This is a genomic window from Leeuwenhoekiella palythoae, from assembly GCF_020310025.1.
Lineage (GTDB): Bacteria > Bacteroidota > Bacteroidia > Flavobacteriales > Flavobacteriaceae > Leeuwenhoekiella > Leeuwenhoekiella palythoae.
Genome location: NZ_CP084318.1, coordinates 498638 through 522208, shown reverse-complemented (window position 1 = coordinate 522208; position 23571 = coordinate 498638). Strand labels below are relative to the sequence as shown.

Annotated in this window: 20 protein-coding genes; 11 read left to right on the top strand and 9 right to left on the bottom strand. The window is 39.2% G+C overall.

The genetic code is table 11. From position 1 onward, the window contains the following. Positions 1-205: 205 nt before the first annotated feature. A complete protein-coding gene (locus LDL79_RS02185; RefSeq protein ID WP_225597962.1) occupies positions 206-1108 on the bottom strand; it encodes an IS3 family transposase in 903 nt (300 codons plus the stop codon). Positions 1109-1110: 2 nt separating this feature from the next. Next, a complete protein-coding gene (locus LDL79_RS02180) occupies positions 1111-1659 on the bottom strand; it encodes a hypothetical protein (protein ID WP_225597961.1) in 549 nt (182 codons plus the stop codon). A 733-nt stretch (positions 1660-2392) separates the two neighbouring features. Between LDL79_RS02180 and LDL79_RS02175 the strand changes: the two genes are divergently transcribed. From LDL79_RS02175 to LDL79_RS02160, 4 genes are read left to right on the top strand one after another with little or no spacing between them, the layout of a single operon-like run. Next, positions 2393-3151 (top strand): hypothetical protein, encoded by a 759-nt coding sequence (locus LDL79_RS02175; protein ID WP_225598988.1) that lies wholly within the window; start codon positions 2393-2395, stop codon positions 3149-3151. A gap of 1 nt (position 3152) precedes the next feature. Next, entirely contained in the window at positions 3153-3623 is a 471-nt protein-coding gene (locus LDL79_RS02170) for a DUF5675 family protein (RefSeq protein ID WP_225598987.1), read from the top strand. Continuing rightward, complete coding sequence (locus LDL79_RS02165) at positions 3613-3795, top strand: hypothetical protein (protein WP_225598986.1); 183 nt, start codon at positions 3613-3615, stop codon at positions 3793-3795. The genes LDL79_RS02170 and LDL79_RS02165 overlap by 11 nt, the downstream gene beginning before the upstream one ends. After that, entirely contained in the window at positions 3785-3994 is a 210-nt protein-coding gene (locus LDL79_RS02160) for a hypothetical protein (RefSeq protein ID WP_225598985.1), read from the top strand. Before LDL79_RS02165 ends, LDL79_RS02160 begins: the two co-directional genes overlap by 11 nt. Positions 3995-4948: 954 nt before the next feature. On the opposite strand, the gene LDL79_RS02150 is transcribed toward LDL79_RS02160, so the two are convergent. Then, positions 4949-5809, bottom strand: coding sequence for a hypothetical protein (locus tag LDL79_RS02150; RefSeq protein ID WP_225598983.1), 861 nt, complete (start codon positions 5807-5809; stop codon positions 4949-4951). A 580-nt stretch (positions 5810-6389) separates the two neighbouring features. Here LDL79_RS02150 and LDL79_RS02145 point away from each other — a divergent pair. Further along, on the top strand, positions 6390-7208 hold the full coding sequence (locus LDL79_RS02145; protein WP_225598982.1) for a HipA family kinase: 819 nt from the start codon (positions 6390-6392) through the stop codon (positions 7206-7208). An 8-nt stretch (positions 7209-7216) separates the two neighbouring features. Next, a complete protein-coding gene (locus LDL79_RS02140) occupies positions 7217-8077 on the top strand; it encodes a hypothetical protein (RefSeq protein WP_225598981.1) in 861 nt (286 codons plus the stop codon). A gap of 182 nt (positions 8078-8259) precedes the next feature. Here LDL79_RS02140 and LDL79_RS02135 read toward each other — a convergent pair whose 3' ends face one another. The 5 genes from LDL79_RS02135 to LDL79_RS02115 form a co-directional block, all read right to left on the bottom strand. Continuing rightward, positions 8260-9003: a DUF2971 domain-containing protein gene (locus LDL79_RS02135; protein ID WP_225598980.1), complete on the bottom strand. Its 744-nt coding sequence runs from the start codon at positions 9001-9003 to the stop codon at positions 8260-8262. A 102-nt stretch (positions 9004-9105) separates the two neighbouring features. Next, entirely contained in the window at positions 9106-9927 is an 822-nt protein-coding gene (locus LDL79_RS02130) for a hypothetical protein (RefSeq protein ID WP_225598979.1), read from the bottom strand. Between the two features lie 3 nt (positions 9928-9930). Beyond that, on the bottom strand, positions 9931-10812 hold the full coding sequence (locus LDL79_RS02125; RefSeq protein ID WP_225598978.1) for a DUF488 domain-containing protein: 882 nt from the start codon (positions 10810-10812) through the stop codon (positions 9931-9933). Between the two features lie 191 nt (positions 10813-11003). Beyond that, on the bottom strand, positions 11004-11840 hold the full coding sequence (locus LDL79_RS02120; protein ID WP_225598977.1) for a DUF4238 domain-containing protein: 837 nt from the start codon (positions 11838-11840) through the stop codon (positions 11004-11006). A gap of 180 nt (positions 11841-12020) precedes the next feature. Continuing rightward, the gene (locus LDL79_RS02115; RefSeq protein WP_225598976.1) at positions 12021-13691 is read right to left on the bottom strand and encodes an RNA-binding domain-containing protein; all 1671 of its coding nucleotides are present in this window, start codon (positions 13689-13691) and stop codon (positions 12021-12023) included. A 346-nt stretch (positions 13692-14037) separates the two neighbouring features. Here LDL79_RS02115 and LDL79_RS02110 point away from each other — a divergent pair, with 346 nt between their 5' ends. After that, positions 14038-14496 (top strand): hypothetical protein, encoded by a 459-nt coding sequence (locus LDL79_RS02110; RefSeq protein WP_225598975.1) that lies wholly within the window; start codon positions 14038-14040, stop codon positions 14494-14496. Positions 14497-14506: 10 nt separating this feature from the next. Then, positions 14507-14743 carry a hypothetical protein gene (locus LDL79_RS02105; protein ID WP_225598974.1) on the top strand — a complete coding sequence of 79 codons (237 nt, stop codon included), beginning with the start codon at positions 14507-14509 and terminating at the stop codon, positions 14741-14743. Here LDL79_RS02105 and LDL79_RS02100 read toward each other — a convergent pair. Beyond that, positions 14736-15008, bottom strand: coding sequence for a helix-turn-helix domain-containing protein (locus tag LDL79_RS02100; RefSeq protein WP_225598973.1), 273 nt, complete (start codon positions 15006-15008; stop codon positions 14736-14738). The genes LDL79_RS02105 and LDL79_RS02100 overlap by 8 nt on opposite strands. A 1332-nt stretch (positions 15009-16340) precedes the next feature. On the opposite strand from LDL79_RS02100, the gene LDL79_RS02095 reads away from it, so the two are divergent. From LDL79_RS02095 to LDL79_RS02085, 3 genes are read left to right on the top strand one after another with little or no spacing between them, the layout of a single operon-like run. Next, positions 16341-19331 (top strand): SusC/RagA family TonB-linked outer membrane protein, encoded by a 2991-nt coding sequence (locus LDL79_RS02095; protein ID WP_225598972.1) that lies wholly within the window; start codon positions 16341-16343, stop codon positions 19329-19331. A gap of 4 nt (positions 19332-19335) precedes the next feature. Continuing rightward, positions 19336-20730 carry a RagB/SusD family nutrient uptake outer membrane protein gene (locus LDL79_RS02090; RefSeq protein ID WP_225598971.1) on the top strand — a complete coding sequence of 465 codons (1395 nt, stop codon included), beginning with the start codon at positions 19336-19338 and terminating at the stop codon, positions 20728-20730. Next, the gene (locus LDL79_RS02085; protein ID WP_225598970.1) at positions 20717-23536 is read left to right on the top strand and encodes a M16 family metallopeptidase; all 2820 of its coding nucleotides are present in this window, start codon (positions 20717-20719) and stop codon (positions 23534-23536) included. The genes LDL79_RS02090 and LDL79_RS02085 overlap by 14 nt, the downstream gene beginning before the upstream one ends. The last annotated feature ends 35 nt before the right edge of the window (positions 23537-23571 follow it).

The following is a 23571-nucleotide window of genomic DNA, read 5'->3' as shown; positions in this document are numbered from 1 at the left end:
GGATAATTGTTAATAGATTCTTAAAATAAAGCTTTTCAAATGTCGTTTTCATACACTCTTCATACACTATCCTAGGCTTTGCTATGCTGTTGCCTAGGGGATGCCCTACTTTTGAGCTGAATTTGACCCGTCCTGAAATAGCTATACAGATTAATTAATAAATCCTAATATAACTATACAAAGCTACTTTTTAATCCTAAATAAACTATACAGACAGAACTTGAGGATTAAAATTTCTTTTATAGTTTTTCCATCTTTTGTTTAAGCTACCCGATGTAAGATGTGCCTGTTCTGGAGTTAGGTAATCACAACTCGCATGAGGTCTTAACTCATTATAATTCTTGATACTTTTTGCTATTAGCGCTTTAGTATTCTCAAAACCTAATACACTTGAATATAGATTGAACTCTGATTTGATAATACCATTTATTCTTTCAGCCAATGCATTTTCGTAAGGATCTCCATTTTCAGTCATGCTAATGGCAATGTTATTTTGTAGCAACAAATCAACATACTTATGCGAACAATATTGAGATCCTCTGTCAGAATGATGGATTAGAGGTTGATCATATAATCGGTTATCTAGAGCCATCTTTAAAGCATCTAAACATCCTTCTGCAGAAAGATCCTGACGGAAGCTAAACCCCATTATCCTTCTGGAGTAGGCATCTGTTATTAAACTTAAATATCCCCACTGATTTACTAGTCTCACGTAAGTAATATCGCTTACCCAGACCTGCTCAGGCCTTATTATCACTAACTCTTTGATTAAATTAGTGTACTTCTTCATCCAATGTCTAGAATCGGTGGTTGTTATCCTTCGCTTGCGTTGGCGAACCAACAACTTATGCTCTGCCAATAGATCAAACAGATAATCCCTACCCAGTTGAATTTGGTGAGAGGATAGTTTATTCTGAAGCATATAATGCAGTTTTCGGGTACCTAGCCGTGGCAGTTCTTTTCTGATTGAAGCAACTTCCTGAAGAATGACATCTTCTTTAACCAGGCAATCTTCCTTGCGCCATAATGAATCATAGTATGCGTGTCTTGTTTTGCCAAACAGCCGGCATAAAACAGCTATCCCTAATTGTGGGAAGTCTTGCTTCATTTTTAAAACTGTTTGGCACCAGACTTTTTTCGGATATCAATCTTGAGCTGTTCTTCAGCTACATCAATAAGGGTGTTTAATGCTGTTATTTTTAGCTCAGCTTCTTTTAAAGCTTTCTGCAAGTCTTCCTTTTCAAAATCTTTTTCGGGTGGTTCATTTTTGTTGACCATTGGAGGAATGTTTTCTCTGTGAACTTCTACTTTCTCCAATTTATGTTTAAATATCCAATTCCGGATGATTTTCTCCGTCTTGATATTGTACATGATCTTAGCCTCTCTGACCGTTAAACGGCCTTGATCGATTGCAGTAACAATAGTGCGCTTCTGCAGATTTGTATAGCTTTTACGCTTAAGATTTTGCTGATATTCTAAAGAGCCGAAATCGCGCATCCAACCATCTAAAGTTGCTCTACCTAATCCGTAAATACGATTAGCTTCTTTTCGAGGCAGTCCATTTTCAACTTCTTTGACAACTTTGGCTATTAAACGCTTGTCATAGCGACTTTGCTTGTTCTCTCGAACTGCATAAACTTCTTGTTTATCATTTTCCATACACTTTCGAATTGTGTATAGCTATTTCAGGACAAGACAATTTTCTTTACTCGCGTGATTTTTATTTTTACGGGAGCTTGTGAACCTCGTACCTCGGTTTGAGTGATTTTAACTAGAAATAATATTTGTTCATTTTCTTTACCATTACTAATTCGACTAACATTTTCACATAGCACAACAGGTGCATTCCTCTCCCTGTGGTCGTCGGATGCAGAAAAGAAAGGACGCCTTTTGGATAGGTATTTATCGCCTTAGGGGCGATAACCGCAACAGTTGCCCTAAATTCCTTCCAAGGCTTCAAAAATTTTTAACGGAGCCTTCTTGCTATACTGAAGAAATAGAAAGGAAACCCTTCGGGTATGGATAATTAGTCTTAGTTCTGAAATTTATAAAAACACTAAACCTTGCCTACTGCCAACTGCAACTGCCAACTTAATCCGGAGCTGCCTGCGCCTATTCTGAACCGAGTGAAGTTTGATTGCGTTTAACCCTTCGGGTATTACTATTGATTTAACCAATTATAGTTTGTTTTATATGTGCCTTGAAAACTCATACAGCCTACTTACAATTGTATACTAATACTTTTCTAGCGAAAGCTATTAGGAAGGCTCTTCTTACCGGCAGAATCGGCCAAAAGTGACCTTTTCGGTAGAATCGGCACGGATGTACCATGCTCCTGGTTTTCAGTATATAAGCCTATTTACTTTGTGACCTAATTTAAATCTTTTTTATTATGGCTAAACAAGCTGGAATTATCAAGTTGAAGGGCACTATCGGAGATATTGCCTTTTACAAAAGTGCAGACGGGCATATGGCCCGCTTTAAAGGAGGCGTAGATGGCAAGCGTATTGCCACCGACCCTGCTTTTCAACGTACCCGGGAGAACGGGGCGGAATTTGGACGTGCCGGGAAAGGCGGGAAACTGCTGCGCAACTCGATGCAGGTGTTGTTGCAACAGGCTAAAGACCCTAAGGTTGTGAGTCGATTGACTACCCAATTGCTGGCTATCATCAAAACCGATACCACCTCGGAGCGCGGGGAACGTAACCTGACCGATGGCGAATTGGCTTTTCTAAACGGCTTTGACTTTAATGCCAACAGTCCGTTAAGCACTACGCTTGCTGCACCCTTTAGTGTGAGCTACGACCGGGCTACGGGAGCGGTGGGGCTGGTGCTGGAAGCTTACAATCCACAGGTGCAGATCGCGGCACCTGCAGGGGCTACGCATTACAAGCTGAGCTGTGGGGTAAGCGAACTCGATTTTGAGGCGCAGACTTCGCTCTTTAAGACCGTGACTACCGGTATTTTACCCTACACTAACACGGAGGTGGCTGCTACCGATCTGGATGTGAGTATCACAGCAGACAGCACGCTGAGTGTGGTACAGGCGCTGAGTATTGAGTTTTATCAAGAGGTAAACGGCACGATGTATGCCCTGCAAAACGGAGCGTATAACGCGATGGCCGTGGTACAGGTAGCTCAACCGGCTTAAGATGGAATGGGTACTACAACGCAGCTATTATGCCCGGGGCACTAACGGGGCGCTGTTTGTAAACGGGAAGTTTGTGTGCTTTACGATCGAGCTGCCCTGGCGTGAGAATCGCAGGAATGTATCCTGCATTCCCGAAGGGCGGTATGAACTACAGCCGCGTATTTCTAAGAAGTTTGGAAATCACCTCCTCTTGGTTGGGGTGCCGCAACGCAGTATGATCTTGCTGCATCCCGCTAATTACGCTTTGGGCGAACTGAAGGGGTGTATCGCGCCGGTTTCTGAGCTTAGTGGCATTGGGCAGGGCTTGCATTCCCGAAGGGCTCTAGAACGCTTACTGGTAGTACACCGCGATGCGGTGGAACGGCAGGAGACTATTTATTTAACCGTAACGTATAACCCTCATGAATTTATTAGATCGTTATCAAAAACCCACCCCGCGGTTTTTCCGCATTCTGCGGGCAGTGGGGGTTAGCCTGGCCAGCGGGGGAGCGGCGTTGCTCGCTGTACCTGTGACCTTACCGGCTGTGGTGCTGAGTCTTGCCGGGTATGCAGTGGTTGCCGGAAGTGTGGTTACTGCAGTAAGTCAGGCGGTGGTTGCAGACGCAGATCCGGATGCGGAGACAATGGCAGCTGATGAACAGTAGCTCTGCCTCTTTAAAACTGGGCACCTTGAGTGGAATGGTGGCCGCAGCCCTTCCCAGCCTGCAACGCGACAAGCTGCTTGAAGCAGTAGTACTTGCGGGTGTAGGTGCCTGTGTGAGCTTTGTGGTTTCTTTGGTTTTAAAAGTTCTTTTTAAGTATTTACACAAACGCTTTTTCAAACCAAGAGATCCTAACTCGTAATCGCATTTATGTGATTTCTTGATGTATTAAACCCTTTTTTCAGATTTAGGTCTGGAGGAAGGGTTTTTTATGTGCTGTTTTTTATTTGTTATTCACTATTCCTTGTTTGGGGTTCTGATGCATACCGAATTAGTAGTCAGTCTCAGTAGTCGGTTTTAGAGTTCAGTGTTGAGCGTTCGGGTTGACATCCATCCCCAGCCCTTCCTTCGAAGGAAGGGAGTCTGTTTTTTCAAATGGAAGCCTCCCTTAGAAGGGAGGTTTGGAGGGATGTTTTTAACGGATGTCAAGATTCAAGGGTAGCTAGCAGTTGCGCCTGTCTTTTCGAGTGGATGAAGACCAGTCTTAGCTGAGGTTCATATGTAGCTCGCTGTCGCTTATTGATTTTGGAGCTCGTGAATCTCCTAACGTCGATTTAGCTCGCGTGGTTATTATTTTACGGGAACTCGTGAATCTCCTACCGTCGATTTATCGAGAAGTCTTTGAAGTTAGGGAGTTTATTGTTAACGAGGCTTCTCGATACATTTCGACTGAGGCCTCAATCCAATACTCGAAGTGACCTTCTTGCTTTTAATGCTCATTTATACTGTTAAATTTTTTCGGTACTACGAAAGTCATACCGAAAGATTCTGGTTTTTTCTAAGGAGGTTTGTGGTAGGATTACAGCTTAAACTGCTTATGAAAACCCGACGCTTGTGTGTGTTTCCCAAAGATGTACAGTGTATCACCGGAAAGAGTGAACGCTATGGGCGGAGACTGTTGGCAGATATCAGAGTCTTTTTAAAAAAAGAACCGCATCAGTTTATAACAGTATATGAGTTTGCTGCGTATTGCGGCTTGGATGTTGAGGATTTGTTTGCTTATTTGGATTAGCCGGGTAGCTGTTGAAGGGTACGCGATGCAATTCCCCATATGCATTGGGACAGGTAGCGCACAAGCCGGGGAAATTTAATACAGTTAGTCAACTACTAATTTTAGAACGAAATAGTTTTTTGCCCTCCTTTGAATTTTCACTACCAGACATGAGATGCTTTGGCCATCTTTAAATTGCTCCACTGTTTTTTTTACTGAAGTCTTGGTGTTGGGGTAGTAAAGCTTTGTGATGGGTAGATGGGCTTTATAGTTCTGACCCTTATTTAAAATAGAATAGGTAAGCGGAGCATCGGCTCTTTTAATCACTTTTACCTGTTGAATGGTGCCAACCATATCCTGAAGTTCTGGGGTGAGCCATTGTGTATGATCTTTGTCATCGCCAAGTATGAGCTTTCCTCCTTTAGTATAGCCCCAAAACGTAGTTTCTATCGCATTGCCCACCACGGCGTTCTCATATTTTGCCGGTTCACCTAAGGATGCCTTGTGTATGTGCCCCATAAATGAACCGTATTTCCAATTAAAATGGAAACCCATATCTACCAAAAAACCAGATTTCTTTTTACTTAAGATGATACCGCGATATGTATTAAGCTCTTTTAACTGTATTTTTTTAAAGGTGTGTGATTTAGCATCTAAGCGTATGGATATAGGATCTTCTTGAAAACGATAGACTTTGGCTTTAAACACTTTATTTACTAAGCTTCCGGATATTGCTTTCCAATAGTCAACCGTATTATAGCGCCAGGGCATATGATAATAGGATACATAAGCAAAGAGCCCCCCTATCTTTACGACAAAGCCTTTATTTTTAGCTTCAAGGATTTTAAAATTTAATTGTTTTGAAGTGGCCTGAGCCTCTTTAATGTTTAACAGCAAATCCTGCAGATAGTCTTTATCATTTTTTGGGTCTAGATAGTATTCAATATTTTCTTTCGTCTTTGCCAAAACCAGAAGATTTGCTAGTATTTAAACTAGTTGGATGATTAGGTAAATTTAGATGATAGACAGTATCTTATTGGAGTGTAGGACTATATTTTAATCGCAGCGCTCTATATAATTAGTAATGCTGCTTAGGTTGCTAGCAGTTAAAAAGTATATCCGGTAGTTTGAGGACGGTTGGCACAATTTGACCGAAACAGCTGGCACCGTTACTCTGAAATAGCTGCAAAAGCAATGTTTTGAGGTGTCTCATTACCCTTTGAGTGGCCACTTTCTGGTTAACGTCAGGTAGCATAAGGAATTCCTCAAATAGTAGGTTGTAAACCTTAATATCCTTAAAAAAAGATTTTTAATTAGAGAAGACGAGCACGGTACCGGGATATGTGTTCCAAGTTAACCTACTTTGTTTTGCTTTGAAGTCTGGTTTAAAGTATTTATCCATTTTACTGATTAGCCAAGGCATCCGTTACAGACAAAATGGAGTAGGAGGTACTCAAAAATCAGGAAAAGGTGAAAACTTTGCAATGGTCTGTAAATAAGTGCCGGAGCAATTTTTTTGCATATATTTATTCTGTGAACTTGATCAATGATACAGAGACATCGCACTTTATACCAATCAGAACGTATATATAATAGCGGGGACAAGCCTATACTGGTTACATGTGCTGATTTTCAAAAGTGGGTTTGTAAGCACGGTAGATTAAGCCCATCTGTATTAGTAAATGAGGTCATTGGATCAAAGTTTGCGGATTGCTGGGAGCTCAAAACACCACCCATATGCTTCATTGAAGTAGCTGAAGAACATGTGCCAGATTCGCCTCAAAATTTAATTCAGCCTGCTTATTTTAAGAAACCATGTTTTGGCTCGCTTTTAATAAAAGATAGTTTGGTAATTGATAATACGGTGCTGCCCTCCTTTAAAAAAGCCGCTTACCGAAGAAAAATTAAAAATAAAACAGACTTACTTAAAATAGCGCTATTTGATATCTGGTTAGCGAACGACGACAGACATCATGGTAATTCTAATTTACTAGTAGACATGACAGAACATGCTCATTTTTATTTTAGTGTTTTTGATCACGGAGCCCTTTTCAATACCAATAATTTGAAGTATGGAATTAATCTAATCAGTTATAATGAATCTCTTATTTATTCTGATTTATATAAAATTATGTTTGGTAGGATTAACAATTTGTCACAAATTGTTGATAACATTGTAGCAGAATTTTACCTTTGCATAGCAAAATGTGAGGATGAATTGTCTGATCTTCTTGAAGATATTCCTAAAGAGTGGAACATTGATTTGGACACTTTTGAAAAATTAATTCGGGATAATCTATTTAATGCGGAATGGTATACAGCTTGTGTAAATCATTTTAGAACCTTAATCCAAGAGCACATTTAAGAACACTCATGAAGTCTTTTTTTAGCATACTGTATCTACCCTTAAGCGCTGATTTGCAGGAAAAAATCAGTGTGGGGTTATTTATGTTCAATGAGCAGGTAAAGATTTTCAAATTCTCAGAAGAGAAACTACAGCTGCTCAAAGGATTTTTATCTTCGCAACGCTATGGTCATCTCAAAAGTTATTTAACTCATTTGAAAAATGATATTGATCCCGAAGTTAATGAATCAGAACTGGGATTAAACTTTGAACATAAAACAGCTTGGATTAATGCATCGTATTTCTCGTATTTAAATAGCTATTCCAATAATTTAGTTTATTTCTCAGAACCCAAGCACATCGATTTAAACGTTACCAATGACACGTTTAAATTAGTATTTGAAGAGTTTATTTTCCAGTATTCTCAAGAAATTTTAGGTGTCAAAGAGCAGGATATTTTAAATGAAGTAAAGACAAAACTTTATGCTAAAATAGAGCATAATGTAAACCTTAATGTGACTGTAAGATCCAAGGACTTCAGTGAATTGGTTACCCCGGTAGCTGTTAATTTCTTAGGTAAAAATGGGGTAGTGGTTTCTGGTCAGACCATTGATTTTAGTAAAAGACTTTATAATTTAGAACATGATCTAACGAGTTATATTTCTTTTACTAAAGCCGTTGATTTTAAAGAAAAGAATAAAGGCAAATACTTTCTAGTTGGTGAAGAACCCAGTAAAAAAGAGCATCCTAAAAATCACCAAACTTGGAAACATGTGAGTGAAAGTCATTTGGTGGAATATGTGGATTTAACTGAGACCGAAAAGATCGAAGAGTATATTTTTTCCCATCAGGTGACTCCCTTTTTTGAAAAGGAAATTTCTACTGAATAATTCTAAGTTCGCCTTACCTACCCAAGTCTCAAAACCACGGGTTTCCAGCAGGTATTTAAGATCTCAGATTTCTAAAGTACAAAAAAAGCTTTCCCTTTTAAAGTTTAGTTGTCTTACAAATATGCTCAGCTTAATAAGTCACCAGACTGAAGGGAACAGGAAGGCAAACCAAATTTTTGAATTCATTCAATTAGATTCAATTTTAATCTATTGTGCTCACTAGGTTTTTCCATTTGCCAAACAGAAACGTGCTGATTAAGTCTATTGGCTTGCAGAACTCTGGATATAAAATCGTCAGAACAATTGTAACCACATATAATATTTCTTAAAGCATTTCGGTTTATTATGAATTCCCCATGATTATCTTTAACCAACCTCAATTCTTTCTCGTAAGACCAATTATCTTGCTTTAAATAGAATATTTCAGATATATCACTTTCATTTATAGCGACTTCAATTTGAATTTTCTTTAATTCTTTTTGATAATTCATTAGTCTGAGACCTTTGAAAAATTCTGAGTCATATTGGCTGTTAAATTGTAAGTATAGCCCTTTATGATTATTAGCATAATTTGCTAACATTGGCATATTTATACCTGGAAGCATTGAAAAGCAAGCTATACCATGCTTATTGATGAATTTAGGAATTGATTCCTTTACAGTTTCTTCTAATTGCTTTGGACTAAGTATTTTTTCAATGTAATTTCTTTTTTTTCGCCCTGCTATTTTTTCTAAAACTATCAATAGTTTTTTGGTATTAACTTTTTTAAGCTCAATTAAATCAGGTGTAGAATCAAAAGGATCATTTAATAATTCTCGCTTCTGAAAATAAACATATGATCGTTCTATTTCGTCTAGTGTATAATCATTATCTGCGCGATATCTATACACAAATGGCTTACCGGCTTTCTTAATTTCTTCAATCATTACTATCAAGAAAATTAAGGTTAACTTGTTTAGGTGTAAAATATTCATTTTTGAGCTAATCGAAATAGCTCTAATCTCGATATAGTTTGAAATATATTTTAATTAAAAAAGTCTTGTTTGATATTCAAATTTCGGGTGAAATGTCCCAATTATCATAAATGGATTATGAGATACATAGTGATGAACTTGTGAAGTGCCTAAGAATAAATACAAGTCTTTGGTTTTGGCAAAATCATCAAAGTATTTCTTCTTAACATCGGCTACAGCTTTTGCCTCGTTGCCTTCATACCTTTTAAGTGAGTTCCAATAGAGCGCACCAATTTCCCAGTCTTCTATCATCATGTTACTCTTCTTACCTTGGTCATCTTCTAGAGAATAGACGAATTTATAAGGTAATTTATCTACGACTTCAAAAGGGTCTTCGGGATGCTCGAAAAGCTTTCCTTGCTCTCTTTGAGCTTTTATTTTTTCAAGTTTCTTTTTGTCCCAAACTCTGGATACTTCTGTGATTTTAAAATCTTTAATCTTAGTAGGTTTAAAGACAGCAAGTGAAGTGCAAATTTCCTTATTCTTAGCTTCACTAATTAATTTAGATAAGTCAGTGTAGACGTTCTGTAAAACGATTTGTTTTCTTGAATGCCAATTATAAGAGGTATCTAATCTATTTAAAATTTTTATTTCGCTTTCTAAAGAATAGGGGCGAAAGCTTTCTGGTCTGAAATCACTTGTATTCTTGACAAGATCTAATTCTATCCACTCGTACTTTTTATATTGCTGAGCATAGTCTTTCTTACGAAATGGTACCGGATATATACGTATCCATTTACCCTCTTCTGTAAATCCCGCAGTACATACTAATTCATCGTATTTACCGGAAATTGCTGGATAAGTCTTAACAGTAATTAAGACCTTAGTTTTTGGCATAACTTAAATGTGTTTGATAATCAAATCATCTTTAAGCTTATGTAGGGATTCAGCTAATGGTAATCTATGGCATTGACAAATGTTAGACTCAAAACACGTCAACGCAATTCTGTTGTATTTATTAAGCAAGTTTAAAATCTGTTCCTGACTTTCAGGACTTTCCTTTAGAGTTGTTTTTTTATAATGCTCAAAAAGTATGTCATAATCCTCTTGATTTTCTAAAGACTGTCTTTTCTCAGATTTAATACCAACTTCTGGAATGTGAATATAGCTAATATTGAGACTATTACAATATTTTTTTAATAAGGTTTTACTGAAACCAAATTTCATACTAAGGGGGTTCTTTCGTACATCCACCAAGAGGCTAATATTATTTTGAACCAATTTATTCAAATAGTTTTCCAAAGAAATACCTTCATAACCTATGGTAAAAAGTGTTTGCTCCTTATGAGAAGGTCTGGCTTTTTCAATTTTTTCATAAAAGCTTTCAGGAAGCATTTTCTCAGCTATAGTACTATTAATGGCGTAATAGGGAAAGTTGATGTAAGTATGTTTAATAAGATTCTCATTACTCATATTACCATAATCTCCAATGGTTTTGAGTAAACACTTTTTATCCGACTCTTTTAAAAGTCTTAAGTAATCTACTGAGCCTGTCTTTTTATAACCTTTATCAGTATCAGACAAATAGTCTTTTTTTAGCATCGTTACCAGATCTGCTTTTACAGAGTAAGAATAACAACCATATTTATAAGGGACAAACTCATATTCCGGGTTTTGCTTTTTTACAGTGTACAGAAATAGTAACTTCTGAAGCCTAGTCTTTTCGACTTCTCCATTTAATAATTGAATTAATGCTAAGATTATTTTCCTTCTATAAAACATATTACAAAGGTATCGATTTTTCTAGGGGAATAAATCGTTAAGCCTAGTAAAATAGAATGCTATAAATTAATCCTATAAAAATTAAAATGCCCGACGAACTCTAATAAAAAGTGTTTAACCTTAATATTTTGTGATTAATTAAATCACCAGTTAAAGACCGTTATGAGCGACCGTTCGCAGCTGCCCATACCCTAAAATAAATCACGCTCTTTAAAAATGTCTTCGACGAAACTGAAGTCTCGTGTGGATGAGAAGACAAACCGACCTGAATTAATAACCTGTAACCAATTCAGGTTTTCTATAACTTCTTTCTGAGTTTCAAATTCTTGTATATAGAGCTCATTGTAACCTTTTTCTCTAAAGATTTTTTCGCAAAAAATAGCTATTACAAATGAAGGTGATATTGGTAAGTAAATTTCAATACCATAGCTATCCAAACCTAATGTTCCCCTTTCTGGAGCCTTTACGGTCGAATTTTGTCGAACTGCGGGATTATCGGATATTATAAAGTCGTTTTTAGATTCTATTAAATGCCAAACTTTTTTTAATAAAACATCCTTATAAATTGGTATTTTAGATAAGGTAGAAAACCAAAGCGATTTAGCATTAAGGTTGGCTATTGGCTGATTAAATGCTTCTTTTAATTTTGATATAAATTCAGAGGACATTCTTTCTGTTTCAGAAAGATGTTCTTTGGTTCTGAAAATTTGTGCAGCTATAAATAATGCAATTTTTTCCCTTTCTAATGAGTTTAAATTTCTGAGACTTTTTTCCTTGATAATTTTTTCGAATACTGGAGCTGCATTATTTTCTACAAATTGAAGGGTATACTCAAAGCTACCCTCTTTGGCATTCTTTATTTGATCGTAGAAGTAAAATTCATTAGCAACTTTTCTGATCGGGCGTTCAGTTATTTTATGGTGCGTATTCGATTTATCATATGCCCAAATAAATTTCCTCCCTCTGCTTGAGAAATTTTTTAAAAGAAATCTAGGAACATAGTGTTGATTTTTAACATGATCACTCATAATTCTATAAGGTAAACTTTGTTGTAACTAACGGATTTTTCTAAAAGCATAATTTAGCATATGTTATACCTTGACTTACATAATGCTCAATATCCAGATAAAATTAGAAGAATTTATACCGTCAACACGGTGTTCATGCCGGGTCGTACCGACCGCACGAAAGCTAGCTATTAGCGGTAGTTATTTTAAACTCCATCTACTTGCACGTGATTTACCCGAATTTTTCACATATTTCAACTTTGCTAAAAAATTAGATGTTACACTAGCTCTTGAGAAATCCAATAAATTCATTATATCCTCATTAGAAGCTACTTTATGCTTTTTTAGATATTGATAAAGTTTTACATGTTTTTCGCTGTTAGAAGGAATTTTAAATTTCTTATTAACATCTAACCATATTTTACCTATTTCGGTTGCACAAATAAAAAGACCATCATTGGTACCTTTAAACTCAATATATTCAAGTATTTTTTCATTTTTAAAGGTCTTTAGTATCTCATTCCATGGATTTTTAAAAATATTTTTCAAATCTAATTCTAATTCAGTTACGCTGACAAAACCTTTTTCGTACAGTTTATTAATAATGTATAAATCCATTATGCTACAATCCGTAAGATATTTTTGTGTTAGAATAAAAATTGGCACTTTGATATATTCAGAAGGCATTTTAACTTCAACAGTATTTTGATTTTCTTTCCATTGGGGAAAATCTCTACCATATTTCAAAGAGTTCAAACTAATTCTCAAAACTCCCATTCCAGCTCTATCCACTAATTGAAATGTCATTAATAGTTTAGCAAGTATTTTATTTCTATGTCTTGGTTCATGATAGGAAATATTATCTTCGTTAACCCCTCCATAGAAGGTTCCTGGGTTCGAGATTATTAATTCGTCACCTTTAAAATTTATTGATATCATTCCATCAATTGAGTAATCTCTATGTACAATTGAATTTAAAAATGCTTCATGGAATGCCTGTTCATCTAATAAATTCAGTTCATATTTTTGTTTATTATATTCAAGCTTTTGAACTGAATTACAGTTGTTAAAATGATTCTTAACAATTTTTATTGATTTCCAAATACAATCGTTCCAAACTTCATTAGTTATCAATATACCAGAATTTGTTCTCCAAGAAAATCTATATTCGTAATTACCTAAATATTTTTCTATTGTATCTTTTGTACCTAAGAATAGCAAACCAGCATTATTTAAAATTCCATTTTTTGTTGCATTTATACTTTCTAAAAATGCTAAATCTGTTAAGTTATCAACATTTATATTTCTTCTATTTGCAAAATCAATTTTGGCTTCACGCAAGGCAATTTTGTCCAGCAAATTTTCAAAATTCTCAACATTTATATCTTTACTACTCCAATCATAAGTTTGTAAATTATTTACAAGTTCTTGAATCTGATTAGGTTCAGCAGGAACGCTTGATTTACCCTCTCTGATATACACTTTTCCACTTGAAGTAGTTACTAGAGAGTAGTTAATTCTAGGAACTTCGATAATCAAATAATTTTTACTCTCAAAATTGATATAAAATAATTTCACATCTATTTTTGGTTTTAATTTCCCTCTAATTCTTTCTTTTGTGACATCTAAATCAATTACTTCAAAACCATCTAATTGATCTTGAAAATTGTTATGTTTGATATCATTAAAATCCTTAATTCCTATTATAATAGTTCCACCTTTAGTATTGGCTAAGGCAGAAATTTCATCACAAAGCTCTTTGGAATTGTTAAGTGAATTAGCATCTTTGAAATTTTTAAATTCTAGAGTTTCACTTTCATATTTTTCGCTTGATTCAAGCTTTAATCTTTCAAATAGTTTAAGGTCTATCATTTATTTCGAAGGTTGTTTAATTAATTACCGCTAACTTATTATATCAACACTAAATATATACATATCCCCTCAAAATGCACAGAATATCAATACTTTAGAGTTATGCATTTAAAAATAGGTATTTATATTAAAAGTAATTTACGGAATTCCCTATTCTCATAAGAAATGTATCGATATTTCAGGATTAAAAAGGCATAGATAAAGCGCAACCTCACTAAACTGATATATTATAGCACCTCAGTCAAAGCTCATGGTCGTGATAGAATAAAGGAGTTTTTAATTTTTTTTAAACCAGTATTTGAAAAAATATTAAATTACTGGAAATTAATACTTTAATAGTTTTGGTATGATTAGAGGATTAACCATTGCTTGTTTACTTATTCTTTTTAGTACTAGTATCGCATTTAGCCAAGATCAGGCTAAACCAGACTTGAATAATAGGGGTATTGCAAAAATTATTGAGGATGATGTGGTTCTAGCCAAATCCTTTAAACAAGGAGCCGTTAATACTATAGCCTATTTAAATCAACTAGAACCCGAATTAAAGGGTTATGCCAGTTTCTCTTTTGAAGAAAAAGGGAATACTGCTGAAAAGATTTATAATTTAGTTCGCGGGAGGTTTCATGAAGAATCTCCACAACCTATATCCTTCACTAGCCCAAAAGGAACGATCAAGTTTGAATATGGTCTATCAGAAACAGACTCCGTTTGGGTACGCTTAGCGCAATACGATGTAAACAATAGGTTGGAAGCCTACTCGGTATATCTAAGCCCGGAACATCTTAAACAACTCTTAGAGCAGTAATTTACTTTTTATGAGCAAGCTAAGTCTCTATGACTTTAAACTCTTATCAGACCACGAGCAGTATGATGTGGTTTTTAGTGAAGGTACATTTTTAGATGCTTTAATTGAAGACAACACAGGCTATGCGCTCTACGCCGTAGACTTATTCTTTGTTGAAATTGAATATGATGTGGCTAGGAATAAAATAGTGGGTAAGACTAGCTTTGTTACTGGTGATAAACTTAATAGTTATTCTAAGATTATTTAATCTTAAGGTCAGGATTTCTTTTCTCAATTCTGGCGAAGAACTCCGATACTGGAATTTTGTATGTTTTACATAACTCGAATAGTGTACTTATTTTCATATTACCTCCTTTAGTTTCTAATCTACCAATATGAAAATTGTGCTTAATATCATTAAAAATATCTCCTGCAACATCACCTTGAGTACGTCCATCCTCTTTGCGGATATCTTTCAATAGATCATAAACAGCTTCTACTAATTCCTCGTTTATGTATTGTGCCTTTGACATATTTTCAAAGGGATAGAAAATTTAACCCAATGACAATGACGTATTTGTCATTTTTTGTTATATTTGATCATAGTAATATATTTGCGAAACTTCTTGATTTAAAATACATGAAGCATTCGCTTTGAATCTCGCCTTTTAAAACTGGTAATTTTATGCAACGAGATGATAAGTGTAAATGCTCACGACCGCGGCGTGAGCTTACTTGTTGTTGCAAGGTATACCAGTACCTAAAAGGCATAAGTAAGTTTTCACGCCCTTTTTTGTATTAAGGCTTTTGCAATGTTCAACTTACCTCTTCAAAGTCGTTTACTTCTCATTATCAAGCTTCGCACCCCTATTCCCCCTAAATTTTATTAAGACCATAATGGTCACCAGCCCTAGCGGGTTGTAGTGTTTAATTTTTTAATGTGATTTTGCCTATGGTATATAAGGCTTTCTTTTTCTTGAGCTAACGGGAAAATTGGTTTGTTCAAATGATGATTTTAGGTTCTATAGGGCTTTCTGTTCATTTTCTTTACTCGTCTAAAGAAAACGAACCAAAAGAAACGACGCCTTTTGGATAGGTATTTTTTGCTACCGCAAAAACCGCAAGTGCATCCCTAAATTTCTTCCAAGGCTTCAGAAATTCTTAACGGGATACCCTTGCTATACTGACCAAAAGGAAGCTTAACCCTTCGGAGATGAGAGCTAAGAATTTAGATTATAAAATTTATAAAGTAAAACTGTATTAATAATTTAAAAACAAAGAGCATATGACAAACGTGCCAACGGGAGCACATCAATCCGCTAAAGCACCCGTGGGTTACCGGTCATTCCCTAAGTTTAAGCGGTAGTTGGGTTGGGGTTGCGTGCAGTGCATGCAGCACGGGCTTATACAGTTTTTGTATTAGCACTGGTGCATTAGCAGTAGTTTTTATAGGATATTCTGTTCATTTTCTTTAGCTCGCTGTCGCTTATTGGTTTTGGAGCTCGTGAATCTCCTATCGTCGATTTGCATTGTCCAAAGAAAACGAACCAAAAGAAAGGACACTTTTTCTAAGGTATTTTTGTCCTTAGGGGCAAAACCGCAACAAGTCCCCTAAATTTTCTCCAAGGCTTCGAAAATTTTTAACGGGTACTTCTTGCTATACTGAAGAAAAAGAAACCTTAAAACCAAATTTTAGAACATTCCTATAAACACTTGAATTAGCCATAAAAAATGCCTATGAGAAAGTAAGAAACCACCCGTTGATACGGGTGTTAAGCAAAAAAGCCTTCCCCTGCGAGTGGAATCAGTGGGGAAGGCGTGAGCTTAAATAAAACGATTGTTTCATTTATTAACACGACGAAGATATGAAAATTTATACTACGCGCCTTACGGGGGCCGCGTGGATACTTGTTACCCTATTTTGGGCAACAGGAAATCTACTTTGGGCCACGCCCCAACAACTAGTATCCGGTACTGTTACCGATGCTCAAAAAAATCCCATCCCGGGTGTAAGCATCCGCCTGTTGCACAGCAACACGGGTACACAGACCGATATGCAGGGGGGCTTTCGCATTCAAGCACAACCTAGCGATACCTTAAGCATCAGTTATCTTGGGTTTAAAACGCTACGCCTACCGGTAGGGAATCAAACCAATTTTACTATTGTCCTGCAACAGGACATCACCGACTTGGGCGAAGTGACCATCAATGCCGGGTATTACAACACTACGCGCAGGGAGCAAACGGGTAGTATCACCCGGGTAACCGCCGAGGAGATCGAGCGGCAGCCGGTGACTAACCCGCTAACAGCATTACAAGGCCGGATGGCCGGGGTCTCTATCGTACAGCGCAGCGGCGTACCGGGGAATGCGCCTGCTATTCAAATACGCGGGCAGAACAGCTTGCGTAACGGTTTTGGCAACACGGGTAACCTGCCGCTGTATATTATTGATGGCGTACCTATAGACAGTGCACCGCTTAACAGTTTTAGCGGGCTAACCAGCCCAACTATCTCAGGTATAGATCCGCTTAATACCCTGAATCCTGCGAACATTGAAAGCATCGAAGTTCTCAAAGATGCCGATGCTACCGCCATCTACGGTTCGCGTGGAGCAAACGGGGTGATCCTGATCACCACCAAAAAAGGAACAGGCGGGAATCAAAAGGCCCGCATCAACGCGCAGGTCTATACCGGTGCCGGTGTGGTACCCCGTAAATTGGATTTGATTAATACAGCAGACTATATCAGTCTGAGACAGGAAGCCTTTGCCAATGACGGCGCAACGCCTACAGAAACGAATTCCCCTGATTTGCTCTTGTGGGACACAGATCGGTATACTGACTGGCAGGAAACTTTGTTTGGTGGCACAGCAGCAACTACCGGGGTCAATCTGGGCGTGAGTGGTGGGAGTGAACTAACGTATTATAACCTGGGCGTAGGCTATCAACGGGAAACCTCGGTCTTTCCGGGCGATTTTAAGTATAACAAACTTACCGCAAACCTCAGTTTGAACCACCGCAGCAGTGATGAACGTTTTAAGTTGCAATTGAGCACCTCCTTTGGTAGTGATAATAACCAACAGTTTGACGGCAGCAGCTTTGTAAGTACCGCCTTATCGCTGGCACCCAATGCACCGGCATTGTATACCGATGACGGGGAGTTGAACTGGGAAGACTCGAGTTGGAGTAATCCACTTGCCACCTTGTACCGGGAGAGTGAAGCTCGGGTGCAGCAGCTTATCAGCAACCTGAGTTTGAGCTATGCCATCACCCCGCAGCTGGAAGCGCGACTCAGTACCGGCTATACGCTGCTAAATAGCGAAGAGCTCACCGAGCAACCCATCCGGTTTTATGATCCGGCACTATGGGCGAATGCACGTTCACGCTCCCTGCATATTACAGCCGGTCGCCAATCCTGGATTGTGGAGCCACAACTGAATTATCGCAATACCTGGGGGAGGTTTAATCTGGATGCTCTGGCGGGAAGCACTTTTCAGCATCGCAAAAATACCGCACTCAATATCGTTGGTACAGGTTATGCAAATGACCAGCTACTGGGCAATCTGGCGGCAGCAGAGCAACTAAGCGTAATTGCGAATAGCATTCAGGAATATGCCTATGCCGCCGCTTTTGGGCGCATCGGTCTCCATTACGCTCGTAAATACTACCTGAATCTTACCGGAAGGCGGGACGGTAGCAGCAGGTTTGGTCCGTCCCGGCGTTTTGCCAGTTTTGGGGCTGTAGGCGGGGCGTGGATCCTGAGTGAAGAACGCTGGATGCAAGGTCTAAAGCCCTTTTTATCATTTACCAAACTACGAGGCAGCTATGGTAGTGCTGGGAGTGATCAGATAGGGGATTATGGGTATCTGGATACCTATTCTGCCACTCCGGGAGGGGGAGGTTTGTATCCCACTCAATTGACCAATCCTATTTATTCGTGGGAGCGCAACCGCAAGCTGGAGCTGGCCTTAGAACTGGGTTTCCTGAATGACCATTTACGTCTGAATACGAGTTGGTACCGCAACCGCTCTTCCAATCAGCTGGTGGGCTATAACCTGCCTGCCATCACGGGTTTTACCAGTGTACAGGCCAATCTGGATGCCACTGTAGAAAATACGGGGTGGGAGTTTGAAGCCTCTACAAACCTAAACTCAGGTCGCTTTAATTGGCAGGCTTCGCTGAATGTGAGTATCCCTGAAAACCGACTGGTGTCTTTTCCGGGAATAGAAGAAAGTTCGTATGCCAACACCTACAAAGTAGGGGAGTCCCTGAACATTCAGTTATTGTATGACTATACCGGGGTAGATCCCGAAACCGGTTTGTACAAGGTTGCGGATGTCAATGAAGATGGGGTGTATAACTCTGATGACCGCGTGGTGGTTAAAGATCTTACCCGAACCCTCTTTGGAGGGTTTCAGAATCAGTTTACTTATGGTCGTGTAAGCCTTGATTTTTTATGGGAGTTTGTCGTACAGGACGGGCTGCAATATTATCCTGCTTTAACACCCGGCAGAATGGGTACTATGTTACAGGAAGATTACGACCGGCGTTGGCAAAACCCGGGAGATATTGCAGAAATCCAAAAGGCCTCGGTAGGAGTAAGTGCCCTATTGGCAAACTTTAGATACCAGACCAGTGATAAACTGTATACAGACACTTCTTTTTTACGACTGCGTACCTTGGGGCTTAGTTATGAGCTCCCTACTGAATCCCTTGGGTTACACTCGTGCATCTTATTTCTACAGGGGCAAAACCTGTTTACACTGACCGCTTACCGCGGCTTAGACCCCCAGTATCCCGGAACCACCTTACCCGCTTTACGCATGCTGACAGCGGGGCTTAAACTTAATTTTTAACGATATGAAACATTTTAGAAATAACCATCTATACCTGTTATGCCTAGCGGTGCTCTGCCTGATGTGCGCCTGTGAATCTTTTGTAGAAGTTGAAGTACCGAACGACCGTATCACGAATGTTACGGTGTTTAGCGATGATGCCACCGCCCGCGAGGCGATGGACGGGGTGTATATCCAATTGTTTAATACGGCTTTTGCAGCAGGAGGTAACCAAAGTGTCAGTTTTTTGGGCGGGCTCTCTGCAGATACCTATATCGTAACCAATGCAGTACCTGAAATGGAAGCCTTTGCCGCGCATCAACCGGAAGCAACCAACAGCCTGAATCTGGCCTTATGGTCTGGTGCTTACAATACGATTTATATGTGTAATGCGATTCTGGAGGGGGGTGTAGATAACAGTGGTTTAAGTCCGGAAACCCGAGAAGCTTTGGAAGGGGAATCCCGCTTTATACGGACATTTACCTATTTCTACCTGACCAATTTATACGGGGATGTGCCTTTGGTTACCCAAACGGATTATACTATAAATGCCTTAAAAGCCCGAAGTCCGCAAACTGAGGTTTACGATCTGATTTTGGAAGATTTAAACCGGGCAGCTGAACTATTGGATACCGGCTATCCTGATAATGATCGTACCCGGGCGAATCGTTTTACGGCTTTGGGCTTGCTGGCGCGAGTGCATCTGTATCTGGAAAATTGGGAGCAGGCCGAAACCTACAGCAGTGAAGTCTTGGCCGCAACTGATCTGTATGAGTTGCCTGATGATTTAAATACCGTGTTTTTAGCTAACAGCCCGGAAGCACTCTGGCAGGTATCGCCGGAAGGCTGGGGAGGAACCTTTAGCCATACACGCGATGGCAATCTGCTGATCCGCATTACCCCAACGGGAAGCCCGGTCAGCCTAAGTGAAAATTTAATGCAAGAATGGGAAGCCGGGGATCTAAGACAAGAGGATTGGATTGGCAGTTTTAACAATGCTGCTGAAACCTACTATTATCCCTATAAATATAAGATACGCTATGATGCCAGTGGTGGGGATTTAAGCGAATACTCCATGTTGATGCGCCTGGCCGAGCAGTACCTGATACGGGCAGAGGCCCGTACCCGGCAGGGCAAACTGGAAGCGGCGGTAGCTGACATTAATGCCATACGGGAGCGTGCCGGTCTGGATACTCTGGTTTATACCCCGGCACTTACCCAGGAGCAGCTGTTAGACGAGGTGATGCAGCAGCGTTATCACGAACTCTTTAGCGAATGGGGGCATCGCTGGCTGGATTTAAAGCGTACCGGAAAGGCTTTGGAGGTACTGGAAGAAGTCTCTGAAACCGATTTGCTATACCCAATTCCTGAAGCCGAATTATTAAAAAACCCTAATCTCACTCAAAATGCAGGATATTAAACGTTTAAAATCATTGAATTTTTTTAGCCTGATATATATCTTTTTTCTTGTGTACAGTCCATTTACATACGGTCAAACCGAAACAGATACCATAGAAACCGGTATCCGTAGTGGTACTCTGGATAACGGGATGCGGTATTTGATCCATTCCAATAAAGCCTGGGAGGGACAAAACGTATCTATGAATCTATATGTAAATACGGGTCATGAGCTGGAAGTCGATGGGCAAACCGATATTTCGCATTATCTGGAGCATTTACCCTTTGCAATTTTTTTGGATGAAGCTACAGCCGCAGGCGGAGCTTTGCTGGATGCCGTTCATAGCGGTAAATTCCCATGGCAGGGACATACCCATGCCAGACATACCTGCTACCTTTTCCTTTTTGATACAGTAGGTTCTGAAATCTATACTGCAGAGTTGGATTTGCTAAGCCGAATCATTGGGGGCAGTTTAAAACCGACTCCAGAAAACCTAGCAGCAGAACACGGCAGTTTTTATCAGGAGTACATCCATCGAAATGGTCCGCTAGGATACGATGAAGAGCGCCTGTTCTGGAACCTTTCGAAGATTTATGCTCCACCTGTACGACCGGAACACTATTATGAGCATGTCAAGGGTTTTGATTGGGACGCTGTATCTTCTTTTTATAAAGACTGGTATCACCCGCAGCGGGCTACCCTGATGATGGTGGGGGCTATTACCGACCTGGATCAGGCAGCGCAGGATATTAAAGCTTATTTCGGGAAGTTAAAAGCAACCCCGGCCAAAAAACTGGATCATCCTAAATTGGAGTATTTACGCCGCCCCAACCAGCTTATACAATTGGAACAGCTTGAAACTGATGAATTGGAGCTCTCCGAGACTAATATCGATTTATACTGGCGAAACCAAATCCCTCCCAAATCGGAACCTAAAGCTTTACAGCACAAATGGATGTATGAAATGTTGTATGCGCTTATAGGAGATCACCTGCGTCAGATTCCTGGGAATTATAGGCTGCATTATAAGCTCGGAATTGATAAAGAAATGCGTTTGCCAGCCCTGAGACTGAACTTTACGGTATTTACCGGGAAGGAACAGGAAGCAGTACAGCAAGTAATAGCGGCCCTTAATCAACTTAAAAAACAAGGGGTTGATGAGGCTGCTTATCAGAAATACCGACAACGAGAATTAAAGGCTATTGAGGGAAGGGATACGAATGCTCTGGGATCAGTATTATCTACTTATGACCAACGGATGCTGGCAGAGGAATCCCTAGAGTTTGATCAGCTTGCTTTAAAGAAGCGCTGGTTAAATGGGCTCTCGTGTGATACTGTAAATTCGGAGCTCAAAGCCTTTTTAAATGCCGGGCCTCAGGATATTGGGATTTTGGTCCCCAAAGGTGCCGCTGTATTAAACTTAAGTGAGGCTGAGTTCCGCAGCTGGTTGCAGCAACCTGAGGGTGATAATATAGAGATTAGTGGAGTGCCTCAAACGAAGATATTACCCGATTCTTTAATCGCACAATTGCCTCAAGTTGAATCTAAAATTATCGAAACTGACACTTTAGGTGGTCGTGTGATGCAAATGGCTAATGGTCTGCGTGTAGTACTTTACCCTCAGGAGGGTGCTCCCTTAAATTTACACGGTTTTCGCAATGCAGGTGCACGTAACCTGAATAAAGAGGACTTTATAAAAGCCAAGCTTGTACCCGAGTGGGTTCATACCTCGGGGGTGGGTGCCTATTCCCATTTTGAAATGCAACGCATGCTTACCAACCTGGGAATGATTTATGGAAAAGCCTTATATGTAAACCAGGAAGAATCCGGTATAAAACTGAAAGCCCCGGCAGAACGTCTTGAAGCTTTGTTACAACTGGCTTATTTGTATTTGTCTGCACCTCGTGAAGATCCCGGAGCCTTTACCTATTGGAAAGAGGACGAATATTTTTTTTATAAGAGACCCCCTTACGGCAGGGAAGAAAATGATTTGCAGGTGCTTAGTAAAAAGGAGCTGGAAGGGCCAAACGCAGGATTGACGGCTTTAGCACGTTATGAGGCGGTACAGCAATCTACTATGAGCGAACTGAAGCAAATTTATCTAAGCTTATTTCAACATCCTCAGGAGTTTGTGTTTTTGCTGAGTGGAGATTTTAAGGAAGCGGAAGTCCTACCGCTTTTGGAAACCTATTTGGGAAATTTGCCGGTATCTATAAATCAGGTAAAACGGGAAGAGGAAGAGGTAAATACCTTACCTCAAGGGACTTTAAAGAAAGCGTTTGCCATTCCCGGTATATTGCCTTCCGATCTGAACCTTAAAATACAGTATACCTATCCTGTAGCCCGGGATGACTGGAAAGCACAGGTTAACTTACAACTGATGCGGGATGTAATTCATACCCGCTTGTGGGAACTGCGTCATGTTAAAAAAAGAGGCTTGTATCTTATCCAAGCTTTAGCTTATACAGACCTTGATCTCCAACGAGGCAACTTTGCAATTATATTACCTACTGTTGCCGGGATGGAAAATAATCTGATCAAAGACATGCAGGAGTTGGTGTCCCGGTTTAAAGAACATCCTATATCTGTGAAGGAATTAGATGCGATTAAAAGTAGATTTTATATAGTGGGTATAACGGGTAAATCCATTATAGATAAAGGATATAGCCATTATAAATGGGATTTGCAACTGCCGGATCCGGAAGCGGTTAAAGCTTATTTAGAAGGGATAAGTCCTCGGGATATTCAGGCTTTTATACAAGAAAAACTGATCCCTAAGCATCGGTATATTTTTATGGGAAAGGGTGATCCCGAAGTTAGTAATTAAAATAACCTCCCCATAGAAGCGGCTATGGGGAGGCA